At 54.3% G+C, this 19,855-nt stretch carries 11 protein-coding genes; 9 read left to right on the top strand and 2 right to left on the bottom strand.

Translation table 11 applies throughout. The annotated features are described in order from the left end of the window. Positions 1–2 precede the first annotated feature (2 nt). The 9 genes from ACSFXJ_RS19255 to ACSFXJ_RS19215 all read left to right on the top strand — a co-directional run bounded on the left by ACSFXJ_RS19255 (position 3) and on the right by ACSFXJ_RS19215 (position 15,887). Positions 3–1,736, top strand: a complete 1,734-nt coding sequence (locus ACSFXJ_RS19255; RefSeq protein ID WP_435922027.1) for a phage tail tape measure protein — start codon at positions 3–5, stop codon at positions 1,734–1,736. Positions 1,737–2,029: 293 nt separating this feature from the next. Then, a complete protein-coding gene (locus tag ACSFXJ_RS19250; protein WP_435922026.1) occupies positions 2,030–3,019 on the top strand; it encodes an AAA family ATPase in 990 nt (329 codons plus the stop codon). Further along, entirely contained in the window at positions 3,016–3,960 is a 945-nt protein-coding gene (locus ACSFXJ_RS19245; RefSeq protein ID WP_435922025.1) for a DUF58 domain-containing protein, read from the top strand. Before ACSFXJ_RS19250 ends, ACSFXJ_RS19245 begins: the two co-directional genes overlap by 4 nt. Before the next feature lie 36 nt (positions 3,961–3,996). After that, complete coding sequence (locus tag ACSFXJ_RS19240; RefSeq protein ID WP_435922024.1) at positions 3,997–6,012, top strand: vWA domain-containing protein; 2,016 nt, start codon at positions 3,997–3,999, stop codon at positions 6,010–6,012. Beyond that, positions 5,996–8,935 carry a VWA domain-containing protein gene (locus tag ACSFXJ_RS19235; protein ID WP_435922023.1) on the top strand — a complete coding sequence of 980 codons (2,940 nt, stop codon included), beginning with the start codon at positions 5,996–5,998 and terminating at the stop codon, positions 8,933–8,935. The genes ACSFXJ_RS19240 and ACSFXJ_RS19235 overlap by 17 nt, the downstream gene beginning before the upstream one ends. A gap of 260 nt (positions 8,936–9,195) precedes the next feature. Continuing rightward, positions 9,196–11,220, top strand: a complete 2,025-nt coding sequence (gene tkt, locus ACSFXJ_RS19230; protein WP_435922022.1) for a transketolase — start codon at positions 9,196–9,198, stop codon at positions 11,218–11,220. A gap of 37 nt (positions 11,221–11,257) precedes the next feature. Continuing rightward, complete coding sequence (locus ACSFXJ_RS19225; RefSeq protein ID WP_435922021.1) at positions 11,258–11,581, top strand: pyrimidine/purine nucleoside phosphorylase; 324 nt, start codon at positions 11,258–11,260, stop codon at positions 11,579–11,581. A 137-nt stretch (positions 11,582–11,718) separates the two neighbouring features. Continuing rightward, positions 11,719–13,097, top strand: a protein-coding gene (locus ACSFXJ_RS19220; RefSeq protein ID WP_435922020.1) for an IS1182 family transposase whose coding sequence is annotated in 2 segments (ribosomal slippage) — positions 11,719–12,289 and positions 12,289–13,097 — 1,380 coding nt in all. Because the reading frame shifts where the segments join, the coding sequence is not laid out codon by codon here. 369 nt (positions 13,098–13,466) lie between these two features. After that, positions 13,467–15,887 carry a stalk domain-containing protein gene (locus ACSFXJ_RS19215; protein WP_435922019.1) on the top strand — a complete coding sequence of 807 codons (2,421 nt, stop codon included), beginning with the start codon at positions 13,467–13,469 and terminating at the stop codon, positions 15,885–15,887. 95 nt (positions 15,888–15,982) lie between these two features. Here the strand turns inward: ACSFXJ_RS19215 and ACSFXJ_RS19210 are convergent, their stop codons facing one another. Then, complete coding sequence (locus tag ACSFXJ_RS19210) at positions 15,983–17,833, bottom strand: ABC transporter ATP-binding protein (protein WP_435922018.1); 1,851 nt, start codon at positions 17,831–17,833, stop codon at positions 15,983–15,985. Beyond that, on the bottom strand, positions 17,826–19,592 hold the full coding sequence (locus ACSFXJ_RS19205) for an ABC transporter ATP-binding protein (RefSeq protein WP_435922017.1): 1,767 nt from the start codon (positions 19,590–19,592) through the stop codon (positions 17,826–17,828). Before ACSFXJ_RS19205 ends, ACSFXJ_RS19210 begins: the two co-directional genes overlap by 8 nt. Between the last annotated feature and the right edge of the window lie 263 nt (positions 19,593–19,855).

Here is a 19,855-nt window from a genome sequence, read left to right as displayed (position 1 = left end):
CGGTGCAGCAATTATACCGGCAATTGAACGTCGTACGCAGGAGGCTGCAATGGTTCCGGGCGTGGGATGGAATCCGGCGCGGATTCGCGGCAGGGCTTGTTGCCGCCTTTTTTTGTCTAATCGCCGGGAGACTATGGCCCATCGAAGACATCCTTCTGTTCGCGGCCATAAGCCTGATGGTTTTGACGGTCGTGTGCGGCGCTTGGGGCTTGTTGAACAAGGTTTCGATTGACGAAGCGGCACGCGTCATGGACTGTCCCGGACCGGGGAAGGAACGGCTGGACATGATGAAGACGGCGCTCGCGTTCGCCGATGAGGACACCCTCTCGGCCCGTTTGCAGCGCCAGCAGGCCGAAGCATTCGCCGCCGCTTATGTGCAGGAGCTGGAACGGCATCTTCCGATGCCTCGCCGCGGGAAAACTTGGGCAGTCCTGTCCGCCGGCCTGGTGCTGGTGATCCTGCTTGCCGCGCTTCCGAACCCGAAGCAGGACATCCTCGACCGGATCCGCAAGGAGCGGGAATGGGTCCATGCCCAACAGAAGGAGACGGACAATCTGGTCAAGGAGCTGGAGACCGCCGAAATGGATCCGCTGACCAAGGCTGATATATCCAAGGAGTTAGCCGATTTGCAACGGGCGTTGGAGCAAAGCCGCGAGCCGGGAGAGGCGCTCAAGGCCATGGAAGAAACGATGAAGCGCCTGAAGGAAATGCAGGAAAAGCTGGACCTTAAACAGCGGCAGAGATCGGAAATGATCGATGCGCTTAAGAAATCCCCGGATACTGGGGAACTAGCCCGGGCTTTGGAGGAGCGGAGCGAAAGCGGGCTCGCCAAGCAAACGGAGCAGTTGAAGCAAAGCCTGCCGGGCATGTCCGAAGAGCAGCGCCAAAGGCTGGCGGACAGTCTCGAAAAGGCGGCCGAATCGATCAAAAACGGGGACGAAAACGCCAAAAAGCTGGCGGAGGCGTTGAAGCAAGCCGCCGCCGCGGCGAAAAGCGGCGGCGGGGAGCAAAGCGATAAGGCGATGCAGGAATTGGCTGCCGCGCTGCAGCAGGATATGAAGGCATCGGAAATGAACTCGGACCAATCCGCTGCCGCGGGAGCGCTTGCTTCGGCATTGGCGGAGCAGGGACTTGGACTGGCAGAAGATATGGCCGCCTCGGGGCTCGCCGTTTCCGATGCGTGGAGCATGGGAGGCGCAGCCGAGCAGATCGCGCTCGGGGGAGCCGGAGGAAGCGAAGCGGGAGGAGACCCGGGCGCGGGCGGCGAAAACGGCGGCGCAGGAAGCGGAAGCGGATCAGCGCCCGGGGCGGGCAGTGGTTCAGGAGCCGGAGCGGGAAGCGGTAGCGGATCTGGCAGTGGCAGTGGTGCTGGAAGTGGTAGTGGAAGTGGCAGCGGTAGTGGCAGCGGTAGCGGAAGTGGCTCTGGCTCTGGAAGCGGCGCAGGTACCGGTCAAGGGGTGGGGGCAGGACTCGGGAGCGGCGGCCGAACGCTGGTGACGACGCCACGCGAACTGGCCGGAAGCGGTAACGTGCAAAACGATGGCGGGCCCTCCACCGGCGGAACCGTGCAGAAGGGAGGGCAATCCCCGATTTTCGACGGGGTGAGCCGTTCCTATGAAGAGGTGTACAGCGACTACGCGGCCGAAGCCAAACGCTCGCTTGAACGCAATGAGCTGCCGCAAAGCATGCAGAGCCTTGTGGAAAGTTATTTTACGGAGATCGACCCGGGAGGATAGATGAACGTTGCATTATCGGGATGGTCATCGAGGTTTCGGGTGTCCGGAAGAAATATTCGGAGTAACGGAACTGAGAGACGTTATTTGCTGATGAAACGATCAATCGACCGGTGTAACGGAATCAGGAGACGTTATTTGGACAAAAACAACGTTTTTCTCCGGTTAACCTGGCGAATAAGAGCTCCTGGTTCCGTTAGGAAATAAAAACGGCTGAATTTGGCCAAATAAGGGCGCTCAGTTCCTTTAGCCAAGAAAAGCCAAAGCCGGTCAGTATATAAGAGGAGGAGATCGACATGTTGCAACCTTCGGCACAGGTAGAAGCGTGGAGCGGAGCGATCGCGTCGGTGCGGGAGCAAATCTCCCGCGTCATCGTCGGGCAGCAGGAAGTGGTGGAGCAGATGCTCTGGTGTATTTTTGCGGGCGGGCATGCTCTGCTTGAAGGGATTCCGGGACTCGGCAAAACGGTGCTGGTCCGGACGATTGCGGATACGCTGGATTTGTCGTTTTCGCGGATTCAATTCACGCCGGATCTGATGCCAAGCGATATTACAGGCACGAACGTGATCCGGTTCGGTCCGCAAGGGGCCGCCGACACGGTATTTCAATCCGGCCCGGTGTTCAGCAGCATTGTGCTGGCCGACGAGATCAACCGGGCGTCGCCAAAAACCCAGAGCGCGCTGCTGGAAGCGATGCAGGAGCAGACGGTGACCGTCGGCGGGGAGACGCGGAAGCTGCCGCAGCCTTTTTTCGTGCTGGCGACGCAAAATCCGCTCGAGCAGGAAGGGACGTACCCGCTGCCGGAGGCGCAGCTCGACCGTTTTATGCTTAAAATCAATGTCGATTACCCGTCTTCCGAGGAACTGAAGGAGATCGTCCGGCGTACGACGTCTTTGGAACAGCCTGCTCCGGACCGGAAATTAACCTCTTCCGAGCTGCTGGAAATCCGCCGTGCCTCCAAAGAGGTGCTGTTGGCCGACGAAGTGCTTGATTACGGGGTACGCTTGTTAATGATGACCCACCCGGAAGAGAAAGAGGCGCCGGCCTCGGTGCAAAATTATGTCCGGTTCGGCTCCGGCCCGCGGGGCATACAATCCATCGTATCCGCGGCCAAAGTAAGAGCGATTTCCAAAGGTCGCCTTCATGTGTCCACCGGCGATATCGCGGCTGTAGCCGTGCCTGCCCTTCGGCATAGACTGTTTCTCAACTTCGAGGGTCAAGCGATGGGAATCCGGCCGGACGAACTCATTTCGGATATTCTGTCGGCCTTGGAGAACGCAAGATGAGCGCGCCGCTGCTTCCGGCTAACCTGCTGCCACGGCTTGAAAGGCTGTCGCTCGGCTCGGCCCGGAGAGTTCGGGGAACGGCCCAGGGAAAAAGGCGGTCCGCCAATTTCGGCGCCTCCCTGGAATTTGCCGACTACCGGGAGTATACGCCAGGAGACGATATCCGCCGGTTCGATTGGAGCGTCTATCGGCGGACCGGGCGTCCGTTTGTACGGCAGTATTGGGACGAACAGGAAATGTACGTCAGCCTGTATCTGGACGTTTCGGCCTCGATGGATTTCGGAGGGGAGGCGGTGGAGGGTCCGTCGGCCGGTCCCGGCCAAGCGCCGAAGGCCGGCGATCAAAAGCTGGAATTCGCCAAAAAGCTGGCTGCCGCCGTCGGATATATGGCACTTTCAGCGGAAGACCGCGTTCAGGCAGCCCTGTTTTCTGAAAAAATGGAGAGCAAGCTGCCGTTTGTCAGAGGCAAGGCGTCGGCGGCCAGGCTGTTTTCCTTTTTGCGGGAGGCGCGAGCTACCGGTGCCGGGAACCTGGCCGGAGCGCTCCGTCATCCGTCCGCACTGCCGGCTCGCCCGGGAATGGTTTGGATCTTTTCCGACTTTTGGCTGGAAGGGGGAGCCGGTGCGCTTGGAGAGGCGCTTTCTTACCTGCTTGCCGCCGGCCAGGAAATCGTGCTCGTGCAGGTGGTTTCCCGGGATGAACTTCAGCCTCGGCTAAGCGGAGATTTACGGCTCGTGGATAGCGAACTGGGAACCGGTAAAGAGCTTGCGGTTACCGCAAACGCACTGGACGCATACCGGCGGGAACTGAACGGCTATACCGCGGAAATATCCGCTTTCTGCAGTGAACGAGGCATCCGGTATATTCAGGTTCCGACGGACCGGCCGCTGGAGAAAGCCGTTTTTGAGATGCTTCGTGGAGCCGGAACGCTTGCTTTTTAAGCGGTATGCCAATGAAACAAAGGAGGAGGTGCTGTAATGGGCTTTGCGTCTTGGGCGGGATTATGGTTCGGTTTGACTTTGCCGGCCATCGTACTGATGTATTTGTTCAAGCGCCAATATATCGATACAAAAGTGCCCAGCCATTTGCTGTGGGACCGGATGCTCCGCAATATGGAGGCCAACCGGCCGTGGCAAAAATTGCAGAACCGCCTGCTTCTGTGGCTTCAACTGCTTGCGGCGGCGCTGCTCACAGCCGCGTTGATGCTGCCTTTCGTATGGGTCCGGGGCGGTCATGCGGGACATACGGTTATCGTTGCCGATACGTCGGCCAGCATGAGCGCGGTTACCGGAACATCGCAAGGGGCCGGAGAAAATATGGAAACCCGGTTGGATCTTCTGAAAATCAGCCTTGCGGGCTATGTCGACCGGATGGGCGGAGAAGAAGAAGTGACTCTTTTAAAGCTGGGCAGTCAGCCGGAGGTGGTCGTGTCGCGGGAAAGCGATCGGGGCGTGCTCAAAAAAGCGATTGCCGGTCTTAAGGTCGATTACGGCACGGCGGCATACCGGGAAACGCTTTCGTTGGCGGAGGCCTTGACCCGGGATGACCGGACGGCCAAATTGGCGATTTATACCGACGGGCAGTGGGCCGACAGGGCGACCTCAAAGGAGGTCGGATTCGAAGCGCCGGTCGAAGTGATCTCCGTGGATGCAGAGAAGAACGGAAATGCGGCGATTTCCCAGTTCGGGGTAAGGTCAACGGACGGCCAAGCACAGGTTGAAGGAATCGCCGTCGTGAAGAACTATGGGGAAGGCGGAGTGGAGACGGCGCTCGATCTTTATGGTGATGATCGTCTTTTGGATACCCGGAATCTCTCGATGGCAGGCGGGGAAAGTGTGACGGTTGCTTTTACGGAACTTCCGTCCTCGGGAGTTTACCGGGTTGTCTTGAACGGGGAGGATGCCTATGCTCCGGATAACGAAGCATATGCTTTCCCGAAAAAAGCGGAGGCGGCGAATATTTTGCTGTTGTCTCCGGGGAATTTGTTTTTGGAAAAAGCGCTTCAGTTGACCGGCTCCCGCGTGACCCGCCTGGATCCTTCGTCGGGGACCGGCGGAGACCGCGGTTCGGCCGGGCCGCCGATACCCGACACGAAACCGGATCTGATCGTTGTCGACGGGGCGGCCCCGGAGTTTGTACGTGAAGGCCCTTGGGCGAAAATCTGGCGGGATACCCCGCTTTGGACATGGGGCGGAGAAGGGACGAAAAAACAGCCGGAGAACGGGGAAACGGAGACGGTGCAGCATCCGGTTACCCGGTACGTTTCGATCACGGAGGCCCCGACAGGTCAGCTGGTGGACGCACAGCTTCCGGTCTGGGCCGAGCCGATCATGCGCATTGGAGGGCGGACTGCGGCTTATGCGGGTAAGGAGGCGGGCGTGCCCCGGCTTGTATTCCTGTTCGCGCTTCAGGACAGCGATTTGCCGCTTCGGCCGGAGTTTCCGATATTGGTGAACAATGCGGTGGAATGGCTGAAGTCGGGGAAAGCAACCGCGTTAGGCAGGACCTTGGCCGGTGAGAAATTGGATATCCCGATATCCGCGGACTTGACGGAGGCGTCCTGGGTTCCTGCAGGCGGATATGCGCTGCGGGCAGGTGCCGGGCCAATCGCGGCCGACCGGAAAAAAAGCGGGGAGGGCGAAGGCGTATCCTCCCGTCAAACCGCTCCGGGCGTGCCAGGACTTTGGAAATTTACCGGAAAAGGAGCGGACGGTTCGGAGCAGCCGGTATTTTTGGCGGAGGTCGCTGCCGATCCCGCGGAATCGGATTTTAGCGGAAACATGGCGTTACGGATTGGCGATAAAAATCGTATCGAAGCGGAACGTTCAGGAAATGAGCAGGGGACGGCTCAACAGGAGACGGCGCCGGTGATGCAGACAAATAGCGGAGCAGAGGGGAAATCGCGCTATTCTTTGGTCGGTCTTGCCGCGCTGCTGGCGCTGATCGTGATTTTGGCGGAGTGGGGGGTGTATCAGCGTGGGCGTTCAATTTGACCATCCATGGGTACTGCTGCTCCTGTTGCCGCTGGCCGCCGGAGTCTGGTATGCCTACAAGACCGATTACAGGCTGAAGGGAGCCCGGAAGAAATGGGCGGTCGGACTCCGGGCGCTGATCGTTACGCTGCTCGTGCTGCTGCTGGCAGGCTTTCAGACGTTCACCTTGGTCAAGGATAAGGAAATCGTATTTGTAACCGACCGTTCCGCCAGTATGCCGGATCAGGATGCGGCATGGGCATGGATCGGCAAGGCAAGCCAAGGGAAAAGCGAGCAAGACCGTGCCGGAATCGTAACTTCCGGGCTGGATGCCGCCATCGAGAAAAACCTCGACCCCGCTCCGGTTGCGGGCAGCTCCGGGACGGAGGTGAACGGCGGGTTCACGGATTTGTCCAAAGGCTTGCAACTGGCGGGCAGCATGCTCGGGAGCGGAGAGAACGGCAGAGTCGTGCTCATTTCGGACGGAGAGGAAAACGTCGGAAGCGTCCTGACGGAGGCATCCCTGCTCAAGGCGAGAGGAATTGCCGTCGATGTGTTGGGAGCCGAGCCTCCGGCAAGGAAGGATGCCGCGATCGAATCTTTTCATTTACCCGAAAAGCTGTATCAAGCGGAGTCCTTTGCTTTCGAAGTGCTCGTCCGCAGTACGTTTTCCGGCAGCGGAGAGCTTCGTCTTTATGAAGACAACCGGGAAATCGGCAGGCAAGCCGTTGCGCTGGAGCGGGGGGATAACCGGTTTTCGATGCAGGGCTTGGCCAAAGAACCGGGATTGCATCGTTACCGGGCGGAATTGTTTGCCCAGGGAGACGAACAGGCGGCGAACAATGCGGGCTATGCGATCACCCGGGTAACGGGAAGTCCGAAAGTGCTGATCGTCGAAGGAAAAACGGGGACATCCTCCAATCTGGAAAATGCGCTGAAGTCGGGCCTGATTGATTATTCCGTGATTCATCCCGGCATGCTCCCGACGGAGCTGGTCAAATATGCGGCATATGACAGCATTTTGTTCAATAATGTATCCGGCGATCAGGTCGGAGGCAAACAGATGGATGCAATCGAACAGGCGGTCCGGTCCTACGGCATCGGTTTTATGATGATCGGGGGAGAGGACAGCTTTGGGATGGGCGGTTATTACAAGACGCCGATCGAGAAGCTGCTTCCCGTTTCGATGGAACTGGAGGGGAAGCGGCAAATTCCATCGCTCGGCCTGATCCTGGTCATCGACCGCTCGGGCAGTATGGAAGGAGAGAAGCTGAAGCTGGCGCAGGAATCGGCGATGCGCACGGTCGAGCTTCTCCGGCCGAACGATACGGTAGGCGTGGTCGCTTTCGACGATCGGCCCTGGTGGGTCGTCGAGCCGCAAAAGCTGGAGGATAAGGAAGATGTCATCGCCCGGATCGGAAGCATTCCGAGTGCGGGGGGGACGAATATTTTTCCGGCGGTGTCGGAGGCGACCGGGAAGATGCTCGATATCGAAGCGCAGCGGAAGCATATCATTTTGCTTACGGACGGCCAATCGGCGGTGAATTCGGGATATGACGAGCTGCTGAAATCGATGGAGGACGGAAAAATCACGATGTCTACGGTGGCCGTGGGGAATGACGCGGATGTTAATCTGCTGCAAAATCTCGCGAAAGGCGCCAAAGGACGCTATTATTTCGTCCAGGACGAGACGACGCTGCCGGCCATTTTCAGCAGGGAGGCGGCGATGATCGCCCGGACTTATATCGTGGATAACCCTTTCGTCCCCGCGGTTGTCCAGGCAGGCGACCTGAACGGATGGTTTCAGGACGGCTTGCCGACCATTTACGGCTATGTTGCCGCGACCGCGAAGTCCACGGCCCAGACGGTGCTTTCAAGCCCCGAGCCGGACCCGCTTTTGGCAAGGTGGCAGTACGGATCCGGGCGGACGGTGGCCTGGACGAGCGATCTGACGGGAAAGTGGTCGCGTGATTTCGTGACTTGGGAAGGCTTTCCGGGATTGTTTGCGGATCTCGTCAAATGGACGTTTCCGCAGTTTACGGCTTCTTCGTATGACGTGAACACGACGGTCCAGGGCAATGAAGTGAGGTTTGAGGTGACCTCCTTGGAAGGGGACGCACCGGATGAGCTTGCGGCGGTCATTGCCGGGGAAGGCGGAGACGAGACCGGGGTGCCGCTCGTTCAGGTCTCTCCCGGAGTGTATTCGGGAACGGCGAGCGTCCGGTCGCCGGGTTCTTATTTGCTCCGCCTGCAGGGCGGAGACGGCGAGGCGGGCGCGGGAATGGGCACGGGATTCGTGATCCCGTATTCGCCGGAGTACCGCCTGCCGGACGGCGATGCGGCGGAAACGCTTAAGGCGGTAGCCGACCTGACCGACGGCCGGGTGCTCGATTGGAACGCGCCCGAGGCCGCGTTCGGCTTTGCCGCGAAGCCGCAGCGCGAGCTTCGCGGCTGGGAGCGCCCGCTTCTGGCGGCGGCGCTCCTGCTCTGGCTCGCCGACGTCGCGGTGCGACGTCTGGCGTTGCCGTGGGCGCGCATGGCGGGGCGTCTTGCCGCCGCCATGCCGGGTTTGCGCGCGGGGCGCCGAGCGCCCGCGCAAGCCCCTGGCTCCGCCCCTGCGGGGGCGGATGCCGGGCTCGCCCGGCTGGCCGCGCGAAAATCGCGCGCGACCGCCTTTTACGGCGGCGCCGGGGGAGGTCCCGGCCCCGAAGCCGGATCCGGCGGCTCCAACAGCGGCGGCACGAGCGTCGGGTCTTCCGACGCCAGCAACAACCGCCGCCCTGCCGCCGGGCCCGACGCGAATCGCGCCGAGGCCGATGCGTCTGCCGGAACGCCGGCGCCTTCTGCCGCGCCGCCACCACCGGCCAAAGCGCCGGACGCCTCCGATCCTGGCGAGGACCGGCTCGGCCGCCTGCTGGAAGCCAAGCGGCGGCGAAGCCGGTAAGCCCCTGGCCTTATCTCACACGCAAAGCAAAAAACGTCTCCGGGAAGGAGACGTTTTTTGTTCCCGCACCCGGCCCGGGAAGTATTCTTGCATTCATAGCGGGAATGCTTATAGAGGGTTAATATCAGGTATGGAAAACGGATGCATGTAGTGGTACAATAGATAAAGTCAAAATGATTTTTTCAATTTGAATGTTTTATTTAGCAAGCTTGGACCACTCTTTATGCACAAGTATTTCTCATGACCAAGGAGGAAATGAAATGCCACTTTCAGACAACAACACGATTGAAAATCTGTCGATTACGACGATCCGTACGTTGGCGATCGACGCTATCGAGAAGGCGAAATCCGGCCATCCGGGGATGCCGATGGGTTCGGCTCCGATGGGTTACCAGCTGTTCGCGAAAACAATGAACCACAACCCTGAAAATCCGACATGGATCAACCGCGACCGTTTTGTCCTGTCCGCTGGACACGGCTCGATGCTCCTGTACAGCTTGCTTCACCTGTCCGGTTACGATCTGCCTATGGAAGAGCTGAAGCAATTCCGTCAATGGGGCAGCAAAACTCCGGGCCACCCTGAATTCGGTCATACTGCCGGTGTTGACGCTACAACGGGTCCGCTTGGTCAAGGGATCGCGATGGCTGTCGGTATGGCGTTGGCCGAGACGCAACTGGCCGCTACTTACAACAAAGGCGACCTCAAGGTTATCGACCACTATACTTACGGCATTTGCGGCGACGGCGACCTGATGGAAGGCGTAGCCAGCGAAGCGGCTTCCCTGGCCGGACATCTGAAGCTTGGCAAACTGATTTTCCTGTATGATTCCAACGACATCTCGCTGGACGGCGAACTGAACCTCAGCTTCTCCGAAAACGTCAGACAACGTTTTGAAGCTTACGGCTGGCAAACGCTGCGCGTGGAAGACGGCAACGATCTGGCTGCGCTCCAAGCTGCCATCGAAGAAGCGAAACGCGATACCGAGCGTCCGACTCTGATCGAAGTAAAAACGGTCATCGGTTACGGCAGCCCGAACAAGCAAGGTAAAGGCGGCCATGGCGGTACGCACGGTTCTCCGCTCGGCGCGGAAGAAGCGAAGCTGACGAAGGAATTCTACAAATGGGTCTATGAAGAAGATTTCTATGTGCCTGAAGAAGTCCGCGAGCACTTTGCCAAAGTTAAAGAACGCGGCATCGCTGCCAACAAAGCTTGGGATGAAACATTTGCAAAATATAAAGCCGAGTATCCGGAATTGGCTGCCCAGTTTGAACTGGCTGCCGAGGGCAAGCTTCCTGCAGGTTGGGATAAGGATCTTCCGAAGTACACCGCCGAAGATAAAGCCCTTTCGACTCGCGTTGCTTCCGGTAACGCATTGAACGGCTTGACCGGCGGAGTTCCGCAGCTGCTTGGCGGATCGGCCGACCTTGAAAGCTCGACGATGACGCATCTTAAAGGCCTTTCGGTTTATACTCCGCAAAGCCGCGAAGGACGCAATCTTTATTTCGGCGTTCGCGAATTCGGCATGGCTGCCGCTATGAACGGGATCGCTCTTCACAGCGGGCTTAAAGTATTCGGCGGTACGTTCTTCGTGTTCACGGACTACCTGCGTCCGGCGATTCGTCTGGCTTCCATCATGAAGCTGCCTGTCACTTACGTGCTTACGCATGACAGTATCGCCGTAGGCGAAGACGGACCGACGCACGAACCGATCGAACAATTGGCTTCGCTGCGCATTATTCCTGGCGTAACCGTGATTCGTCCGGCGGACGGCAATGAAACTTCCGCTGCATGGGCTTATGCGGTTGAGAACACTTCCAATCCGGTAGCGCTGGTGCTGACTCGCCAAAACCTGCCGATTCTGGAAAAAACCGCGGAGCTTGCGCGCGAAGGCGTAAAACGCGGCGGTTATGTCGTATCCGATGCGAAGGACGGCAAACCGGTAGCTCAAATCATCGCTACGGGCTCTGAAGTGCAATTGGCTGTCAAAGCTCAAGCCGCATTGGCTGAAGAGGGCATCCATGTCCGCGTTATCAGCTTGCCGAGCTGGGATCTGTTCGACAAACAAGACCAAGCTTACAAGGATTCCGTCATCCTGCCGGATGTTAAAGCACGCGTTGCCGTGGAAATGGCGCATCCGTTCGGTTGGGAACGTTATGTAGGCGAGAAAGGATCCGTTATCGGCATCGACATCTTCGGTGCTTCCGCGCCTGGGGATAAAGTTATCGCCGAATACGGATTCACTGTGGAGAACGTAGTGAAACATGTGAAGGATCAATTGAAATAATTGAACTTCGATTAAAAGATGAGGGGAGCTTGGACACATGGAGCAGCAATTGAAAAACGTAACTGTAGACAAAGCCGCCAACATTTATTTTGACGGTAAAGTGACGAGCCGGACCGTATGGCTTCCGGACGGAAACAAAATCACGCTCGGGATCATGCTTCCGGGGGAGTACGAATTCGGAACGGATTCGCTTGAGGTGATGGATATTCTTTCCGGGGACCTGAAGTTCTTGCTGCCCGGCGAAACCCAGTGGAGAGAGATCAGCGGCCGGGGCACCTTTACGGTGCCGGCCAACTCCTCCTTTAAGCTGGAAGTCCGCAGTGTAACGGATTATTGCTGCTCTTACGGTTCAGGAACCTGATAGATTTGAAGGATGAATGCAGCCCTCAGGCTGTCGAGAAAGTCTCGACGGCCTTCTTTTGATTCAATTAATTTAAGACGGCACCGCGTTAATGTTGTATAATATATGTAACTACTCATGAACGGATGGTGTTTTTGGTGCTGAGATCTAATCGGGAAAAACAACAAAGCTATGAATTCGTTTCGATCGAAGAACTGGTTCCACAAGATCACTTGCTGCGTAAAGTAGACAAGTATATCGACTTCTCTTTTATTGAAAAAAAGGTTCAGCCCCTGTATTGTGCGGACAATGGACGCCCGGCCATTGATCCAGTCATCCTGTTTAAGATGATTTTTCTCGGCTATTTTTATGGCATTCGCTCCGAACGCCAGTTGGAACGAGAGGTTCAAACCAATTTGGCTTATCGTTGGTTTTTGGGTCTGGGCCTGACCGATAAAGTCCCAGACCATTCGACGATTAGCTGGAACCGGCGAACTCGCTTTAAGGATACGGATATTTTTCAAGAGATCTTTGATGAAATCGTTCTCCAAGCCATTTCACATAAAATGGTGGGCGGACGCGTACTTATCACCGATTCGACTCATGTGAAAGCCAACGCCAACAAGCACCAATATACCAAGCAGGAAGTTCTGCAAAACACCAAGGACTATATTGACGAACTCAATGGAGCCGTCACGGAGGACCGTAAAGCGCATGGAAAAAAGCCCTAAAAGAGCGAGAGGAAGTGAGTGAAACCAAGGAAATTAAAGTGAGCACCACAGATCCAGAGAGCGGCTATATGGTTCGTGACGGAAAGCCAGAAGGGTTCTTTTATCTCGACCACCGGACGGTGGATCTCAAATACAATCTCATTACCGATGTCCACATCACGCCGGGAAATGTCCATGATTCGGTTCCGTATTTATCTCGTTTAGACCGTCAGAGAGAACGTTTTGGTTTTCGAGTAGAAGCTGTAGCGCTGGATTCGGGTTATTTAACGACGCCGATTTGCCGTGGTTTACAAGAACGAAAAATTTTTGCAGTGATTGCACACCGGAGATTTCACCCCAAGCAAGGCCTATTTCCGAAGTGGAAGTTTATTTACGACGCCGAAAACAACACTTATATCTGTCCAGCAGAGCACCGTCTGACATACCGGACGACCGACCGAAAGGGTTACCGACAGTATGCGTCGGACCCGGAGCATTGCAAACAATGTCCTATGCTTGCGCAATGCACTCATTCCCGTAACCACCGAAAGGTGTTGACCCGTCACGTATGGGAGGACAGCAAAGAGTGGGTACGAAACAACCGGCTGAGCCGTGACGGCAAACAGTTGTACCGCAAACGAAAAGAAACGATTGAGCGAAGCTTCGCGGATGCCAAAGAGCTCCATGGGTTTCGCTATTGCCGTTTACGCGGATTGGCTAACGTCAAAGAACAAGCTTTGATGACGGCCGCTGTGCAGAACATGAAGAAGATGGCGATCCATCTGGATCGCCTGGAAAAGTGGGGATCCCCTCTTTATAAACCTTGAGAGTACACTGCAAATAAAAAAGAGAAACCCACCGTCTCAAAGACGTGGGTTTCTCGACAATCTGAGCGCCCTTTCGGGCGCTATTTTTCTTTTACAAAAATAGATAAAGGCCCCTATTCCGGCGTGTTGAAAACGTCCCTGGATTTTATTCCTCAAAAAAGGATTGGAGAAGCAAGCTGCCGCCTCTATTCATTTGAGGTACGATCGCCCATCCGCTATCTATCGATTATTCGCTTAAAACCCGTGCTATCCACGTTGGGGGTACCTCTATTTGGAGGTGGTCTTGGTGTTGAGAAAGGAAAACAATCTCGTATTTTGGAATAATCAGGTATAATGGGGTTTAAAACCAATTAAGAGGAGGATTTAGGGATGAGAAAAACTGTCGTATTTGTACTGGTAACGGCCTTGTTACTGGCTGTCATATGGCCTGCGTCCGTATCGGCAGCAGTGGACGCTGCTACAAAATCGGCGAAAATGCCGCATAGGGTATCCTTGGCGTTGAATTCAAAGTACATACAAATCGACAATAAAAAGGTAGAGCTTGGAAAGAAGAGCCATGATGAATTGCCCGATCTTTTTACTGATGTACTGCTGATTCCGATTAAGCCGCTGGCCGATGGGCTTCAGGGATCCTACAATTTAAATGCAAAGACCAAGAAGGTCCAGTTGTTACTGGATCAAGTCAAATTTGAATTCACTTTGGACAGCAAATCAGCCAAGGTGAACGGCCAAGCGGTGACAATGCCTTATAAGGCTCGCTTGGACAGCGATGTTGTAAGAGTTCCTGCCCAGGTATTTGTAGGTAGACTGAATCATTACGATGTTTTGGTGTTTGATGAGAGAGCCATTGTAATCAGAGAAAAGGGAAAAGTGGATTTTTATGACGAGGCAGGCAAAGGGATCGGTCTGACGGGTCCAAAGGATCTGAAACAGATCGAGGCTCAACTCACCCAGGACTACGATGCGGAGATGGTAGCTGATTTGAAGCAAGAGGCAGCCGAGATTGCGGACAAAATCAGTAGGCCGGGTATGACGGATTATGAAAAAGTATTGGCAGTTAACGAATATCTAGTCAAAAACAAACGGTTTGCGCGCACCGGACAATTCGGCCTGCTGGGCGTTTTCGGTTCCACGGCGGGGGACGGGGAGAGCTTTGCTTATGCCGCCGGCCTGCTGTTAAACGATATGGGAGTTGAGTCTCTCATTCTTACCGGTTATATGAGTATGAAAGATTCGGACATCGATAGACTGGAATTGTTAAACGGCGCTTCCAAGCCCCATGCCTGGAACCTCGTGAAAGTGGACGGTAAATATTATCATTTGGATGCGGCGAGAAATCAGGAAGGCGACCACGACGGGCAAAGCGAGGCAAACAAGTATAATTATTTTCTGCTGAGCGACTCTCAAATGGGGAGAGACCATGTTTGGAGGCAAGGGCTTACCCCGAAAGCAGATGCGGACAGCTTTGATCCGCAGGCGATGCAGGTTCTCAAACAAAAAGGATATCCGATCATTTCGGGTACAATCTCGCTTGGGGACGGCGCTGCAGCCAAAGAAGATATTCTGATTCGTTTGTGGGTAAGGACGCCAAGGGGAAATAATTCTCTGGCACTGGAAAGAATCGTCAAATTGGAAAAAGGGGTACGCAGTAAGACATTTTCTTTGGCGCTGGAAAAGGAATTGGCCGGACAGGAGTTGATCGTCTCCGGGCGGTATGTGGAACGCAGTCCTAATGGAATTTATGAGCTAGCCAATAAATATGCTGATGAAACCACGGGGCAGCCGGATGACTTCAAAATCAGCCTTCGTAATAATCCGGTCCAAATCATCCCCGGAAAAATGATCCTGCCGGAGGGCGTCGAACTGGAGGAGCCGGTTGATTTCTATGGAACGGTCACCTTTTATACTCGCTCCAGCGGAGGAGGATATTCAAATTACGAAGATCGGGATTTGACGCCGCCTTTTTATGGAACGATCTATCCAGGTCAGCGGGAAGCCGATTTTAACGTAAGTGTCCTGCCGCACAGTGGCGAATATTTTTATGAGATCAATTACTACTTCACAGCAACCTCTGCAGGTGACAAAGAAGTTCAGCATCCGTTTGTAATGTTTGGAGGTGTGAATCAGGACGGAAATGTGGTTGCTGAGGATACGATGATTGATGGCGGCCAATATCCGCTCAAAGAAATCAAGATTTCTTTACCGAAGAACCCGGTATTCGTATCGGAAGCTTCAGGCGATCAGGGAGTCGTGGTTGGCGATGCTGTTCTTAACGAAGTGAAGCAGAAGCTTTTGGAAGCTCATCTCGGCAATCATGCGGCCCTGAAAAAAATAAAAACGATTCAGGATGCCAAAACGCTGGAGAAGACCCCTCCGGTGGAAACCGACTCCAACGGATCGATCTATTACAGCGATTCAACCGCGTCGGGAGTGCAGTTATTCCGCTCCTATCGTTTGGATGCAAAGGATAAATCGATCGATTACAGCATCCACCTCAATAACTTGGACATTTCAAAGGATAATTTCATTTCCTTGGTATCCCTGCTGAACGAGACGCTCAAAAACTCGCTTGGTGAGAAGAAAGCCGCGGATATGATGGTGTATACCTATGGAAAAGGCAGCAAGAAGCTGGGGACGGAAAATAAGGCAGAACTCTTCGACGGCATTAAAAAAGCGCAGCAGCAAATTAAGGTGACGTACAAAAAGGACAATGTCGACTATGAAATTCTGTTGATCGGAAATGATAATACAGAAACCGTGTCGTTGTCGATCGCTATAACAATAAAGTGACGGATTTCCGAATTAAACATAGGCCCCGAAAGCGGACGAAGCCATAAGGTTTCGGATCACTTCGGGGCCTATTTCGTATTGCTTGTTTACCGCTCTTAAGCCGTCGCTTCTTCAAACTGGCTGTTGTACAGGTCGGTGTAGAAGCCGCCTTTGGCGAGCAGTTCATGGTGATTTCCGCTCTCAAGGATGTCGCCGTCCTTCATGACGAGTATCAGATCGGCGTTTTTGATCGTGGAGAGCCGGTGCGCGATGACGAAGGAGGTTTTGCCAACCATCAGCCGATCCATCGCTTGCTGAATCAGAATTTCGGTCCGGGTATCGACCGAGCTGGTCGCTTCGTCAAGAATCAGCAGCGGCGCATTTTCGATCATTGCCCGGGCAATGGTGACCAGCTGCTTCTGCCCCTGGGACAGATTGGCGTTGTCATCAAGCATGGTGTCGTAGCCTTTGGGCAATGTTTTGATAAAGTGGTGCAAACCAACCGCTTTGCAGGCTTCTTCAACTTGCCGGTCGGTGACTCCCTGTTTACTGTATATGATGTTTTCTTTGATCGTTCCTTCAAAGAGCCAGGTGTCCTGCAGCACCATGCAGAACAGATCGTGGACGTTCTCGCGGGTCAGCGAGCTGATCGGCACGCCGTCGATCAAGATTTCTCCGCCGTTGACCTCATAGAAACGCATAAGCAGGTTGACTAGGGTTGTTTTTCCCGCTCCCGTCGGTCCGACGATGGCCACCTTTTGGCCGGCTTTTACGTTTACGGAGAAATTTTTAATGATCATTTTATCTTCCACATAGCCAAATTGCACATTTTTGAACTCGACATTGCCTTTCGCGGATTCGAGCTTGACGGTTTTACTCGTTTCATCCGCGAGCTCTTCTTCGCCCAAAAATTCAAATACGCGCTCGCTTGCGGCAGCCGTGGATTGAAGACTGGTCGCGGCTTGAGCAAGCTGTGTAAGCGGCTGGGTGAACAGTCGGATGTAAATCATGAAAGCGACGATGACGCCGAACTCGATTTTTCCGTTCAAAGCAAGCATCGCGCCGACGACGCAGACGACGACAAAACCGAAGTTACCGATAAATCCCATCAATGGCATCATAAGACCTGACATGAATTGGGATTTCCAAGCGGAATTGTACAGCCGGTTATTGATTTCATGGAACTTTTTGACGGCTTCTTTTTCACCGTTGTACACTTTCACGACGCTATGGCCTGCGTAAATTTCTTCGATATGGCCGTTAATTTTCCCGAGTTCCTGCTGCTGTTGAATGAAGTATTTCTGCGAGTGGGAAATAATAAACGTCATCAGCCCAAAGCCGATCAATGTTGCGGCAATACCCGACAGGGCCATAATCCAGTTGGTGTGGAACATCATGATCGCCGCGCCGAAGAACATGGTAATCGAACTCACAAGCATTCCAAGACTCTGGTTCAACGTCTGGCCGATGGTATCCACGTCATTCGTCACCCGGCTAAGGACGTCGCCGTAGCTTGTCGAATCGAAATATTTCAACGGCAGACGGTTGATTTTGCCGGAAATATCGGCACGCAGTTTTTTGGAAACACGTTGCGTTACGGTCGTCATGATGAAGCCCTGCAAATAGTTGAACACCAATCCGAGCCCGTAAAGGATCGCCAGGAACATGGCAATATCCACGACTCCGTCGATATCCACGTTTCCTTGCAAGCCTTTCGTAATCATATTGGTCATGTCGGACAATTTGTCCGGACCGATAATGTTAAAGATGGTTGCGGTAACGGCAAGTACGATAGCTATAATGATGACTGGAAGATAGCTTTTGATGTAGAGGGCGAGTTGCTTAACCGATTTGCCGAAGTTTTTTGCCTTCGGACCTGCCATCGGACCGCCGGGACCTGGACCGGGACCGTGGTGCCGTTTGCTTTGCTTCGCATGATCGCCGATGTTGTATTCTTTTTTAGCCATTTGCAAGTTCCTCCTTCGAAAGCTGGGATTCCGCAATTTCCCGGTAAACCTCGCAGGTATCCAGCAGCTCGTCATGCTTGCCCATGCCGACGATTTGGCCTTCGTCGATGACGATGATTTTATCCGCGTCCTTGATCGTTCCGATCCGCTGAGCCACGATGAGGGAAGTCGTATCCTTCGTCTCTTTCTTCAGCGCGGAGCGGAGAACACGGTCGGTTTTATAGTCAAGGGCGGAGAAAGAGTCGTCGAAAATATAAATTTCAGGCTGACGCGCAATCGCTCTGGCAATCGCAAGACGTTGCTTTTGCCCGCCGGAGATGTTCGTTCCGCCTTGGGCGATCGGTGCGTCGTACGTGCCTTCCATTTTGGACACGAATTCGGAAGCCTGGGCGATTTCAATCGCTTTTCGCATCAGGTCCTCGTCCATTTCGGCTCTCCCGTTTTCGCCGTAGTTCACATTGGATGCCACGGTGCCGCTGAACATGACGGCTTTTTGCGGAACATAGCCGAGCTTGTTATGCAATGCTTCCTGCGTGTACTCCTTGACGTTGATGCCGTCAACCAGTACTTCGCCTTCGGTCACATCGTAAAAACGGGGAATCAGCTTAACCAGCGTGCTTTTTCCGCTGCCCGTGGAGCCGATGAAGGCTACCGTTTCCCCTTTGTGGGCCGTAAAACTGATGTTATGCAGCACGTATTCGGAAGCATCGGGATATTTGAAACTGACGTTTCTGAACTCGATTTCGCCTTGCTCATAGAGCTCCGAATTCGTTACTTTTCCGTCGATAATTTTCGCTTTTGTATTCAGAACTTCGAAAATACGTTTGGCGGCTACGGAAGCCCGCGGCATCATAATGAAAACGATCGACAGCATCATGAACGCCATGATGACCTGCATGGCATAGGACGTGAAAACGACCATGTCGGAGAACAATCCCAACTTCCGTTCCACGCCCGAGGCGTTATTGATGAGGTAAGCACCGATCCAGTAAATGGAGAGGCTGAGCCCCGACATGATAAAGCTCATTCCCGGCATCATGAGCGCCATGACCCGGCCCGCGAACAGGTTGGTGTTCGTCAGCTCCGCGTTGGCCTGTTCAAATTTCTCGCCTTGAAATTTCTCCGCATTGTAGGCGCGGACCACCCGGAGACCGGTCAGATTTTCCCGGGTAACGCGGTTGAGGTTATCTGTAAGGCGTTGGATGATTTTGAATTTCGGAATCGCAAAAATAATGACCACGGCAAGCATCAAAATCAACCCGGCAACGGCGCCGCCGGTTGCGGCCGTCCACTGCCAGCTTTTGCCGGAGATTTTAAAGATCGCCCAAACGGCCAAAATCGGCGCTTTGATTAACGCCTGGAGGCCCATCGCCACAATCAGTTGGATTTGGGTAATGTCGTTGGTGGAACGGGTAATCAGGCTGGCGGTAGAGAAGCCGCCGATCTCTTCCATCGATAAGGACAACGTTTTTTCAAATACGGCTCCCCGCAAGCGCATGGACAACCCCGCGGCAATGACGGCCGCAAAGTAACCCACGATAAAGGCGGAAGCCAAACTTCCCAGCGCGCAGAGCAGCATATAGACTCCGGCCGTCATGATTTCGCTCATTTTGCTGCCGTCGGTCTGCACGAGCCGGGTGATTTCCGACATATAATCCGGCATTTTCAGATCAAGCCAAACCTGGGTGACGATAAAAACCAGGCTCGCCAGCATGAGCAGCCATTCCTGCTTTTTCAAATACTTTAACGTTTTTAGCATGGCGCCTTTTCTCCTGTCTGTTGAATTTACATCTTGGAGTATATCCCTGTTATTTAAACCAAACATCAATCCAACATCAACTCAATATGAACTGGGCATTTTGTTGAAATCGGATGAACAAATATATTAATTTTTCATCTTTTCGCAAGAACATGTACCTAAATTGAACGGGCTCTATATTTGCCGATCTCTTCTTCGATGGTTGTAGGCTTGTCAAAAAAGCCCCTTAAGATCCGAAATTCAACAGCATTCGACATTTCGAA

Origin of the sequence: Paenibacillus salivarius (assembly GCF_051307165.1) — a bacterium.
GTDB lineage: Bacteria > Bacillota > Bacilli > Paenibacillales > Paenibacillaceae > Fontibacillus.
The sequence above is the reverse complement of the archived record's forward strand: the minus strand, read 5'-3'. Positions and strand labels throughout refer to the sequence as shown.

What these genes read in the sequence shown, in the direction of transcription:
- ACSFXJ_RS19210 (WP_435922018.1), bottom strand. Translation starts at nt 17,833, where the DNA reads ATGGCTAAAAAAGAATACAACATCGGCGATCATGCGAAGCAAAGCAAA.
- ACSFXJ_RS19215 (WP_435922019.1), top strand. Translation starts at nt 13,467, where the DNA reads ATGAGAAAAACTGTCGTATTTGTACTGGTAACGGCCTTGTTACTGGCT.
- ACSFXJ_RS19240 (WP_435922024.1), top strand. Translation starts at nt 3,997, where the DNA reads ATGGGCTTTGCGTCTTGGGCGGGATTATGGTTCGGTTTGACTTTGCCG.
- ACSFXJ_RS19225 (WP_435922021.1), top strand. Translation starts at nt 11,258, where the DNA reads ATGGAGCAGCAATTGAAAAACGTAACTGTAGACAAAGCCGCCAACATT.
- ACSFXJ_RS19245 (WP_435922025.1), top strand. Translation starts at nt 3,016, where the DNA reads ATGAGCGCGCCGCTGCTTCCGGCTAACCTGCTGCCACGGCTTGAAAGG.
- ACSFXJ_RS19250 (WP_435922026.1), top strand. Translation starts at nt 2,030, where the DNA reads ATGTTGCAACCTTCGGCACAGGTAGAAGCGTGGAGCGGAGCGATCGCG.
- tkt (WP_435922022.1), top strand. Translation starts at nt 9,196, where the DNA reads ATGCCACTTTCAGACAACAACACGATTGAAAATCTGTCGATTACGACG.
- ACSFXJ_RS19205 (WP_435922017.1), bottom strand. Translation starts at nt 19,592, where the DNA reads ATGCTAAAAACGTTAAAGTATTTGAAAAAGCAGGAATGGCTGCTCATG.